At 27.6% G+C, this 851-nt stretch carries 2 protein-coding genes; both read right to left on the bottom strand.

What is annotated here, in order from left to right; translation table 11 throughout:
- Positions 1–403 (bottom strand): PepSY-like domain-containing protein (locus tag CAMP5063_RS08370; protein ID WP_337195166.1); only part of this gene is annotated, 403 nt, incomplete at its 3' end.
- A 60-nt stretch (positions 404–463) separates the two neighbouring features.
- On the bottom strand, positions 464–851 hold a 388-nt coding region (locus CAMP5063_RS08365), incomplete at its 5' end, for an ATP-binding protein (protein ID WP_337195165.1).

Here is an 851-nt window from a genome sequence, read left to right as displayed (position 1 = left end):
GGCCTAAAATATTACCTTTAAAATCTGTATAAATTTCCATCATATTGTTTGTTCTAAATTTATAGCCATTTATTTTTTTATCTACTTCTACAATAGCTGCATTTGGTTGTACTGCTTGTACTTTTGCAATAATTTCTTTTGGGATAAATCCTGTTGGAATGCCTTTGTATTTACCATCAACTTCTTTCCAGTCTCCATTGATGATAAAGTCAATTTCAGTCCCATCGACTAAATTTACTTCATAAGAATCTACATCTTGTTTTACATAACCTACATTTACACCTTTAAAATGAGTGTTTAAAAACTCTTGAGCTTTTTGAGGTAGAGCATTTGGACTTACAACCATATCTGCAAACATAGAACTTGCACAAACTAAACTAGCTAACATTAATTTTATTTTCATTTTTTCTCCTTTAAATAAAAGTAAAAAATGATATTAACTGCTTGTGAAATTTATGTGAATTTAATTTTTAAAACCAACTATTTTATTTTTATCAAATGAAGATTCTATTTCTTTTTCTATTGTATGTAAAAAATCACTCATTTTAAAAACACCATCCTTAGAAATAGCTGCTTTCAAAGCTGTATTTTTAACTACCATAGCAATTTGAGCTCCACTTAGCTCATACAAAGCAAGGTTTTTTAAATCAAAATTATCATCAAATTTAGTATTTTTAGGTAAAGCTTTTTGCCATATCATCAAGCGTTGTTCGTAATTTGGCTTTTTAAATTCTATTTTATACTCAAATCTTCTTGAAAAAGCCACATCTAAACTTTCTAAAAAATTAGTCGTAGCTATGATAACTCCGCTAAAACGCTCAATTTGTTCTAGAAAAATATTTTGCATTTGA

Origin of the sequence: Campylobacter sp. RM5063 (genome assembly GCF_024723655.1) — a bacterium.
In the GTDB taxonomy this organism is placed as follows: domain Bacteria; phylum Campylobacterota; class Campylobacteria; order Campylobacterales; family Campylobacteraceae; genus Campylobacter_D; species Campylobacter_D lari_D.
The sequence above is the reverse complement of the archived record's forward strand: the minus strand, read 5'-3'. Positions and strand labels throughout refer to the sequence as shown.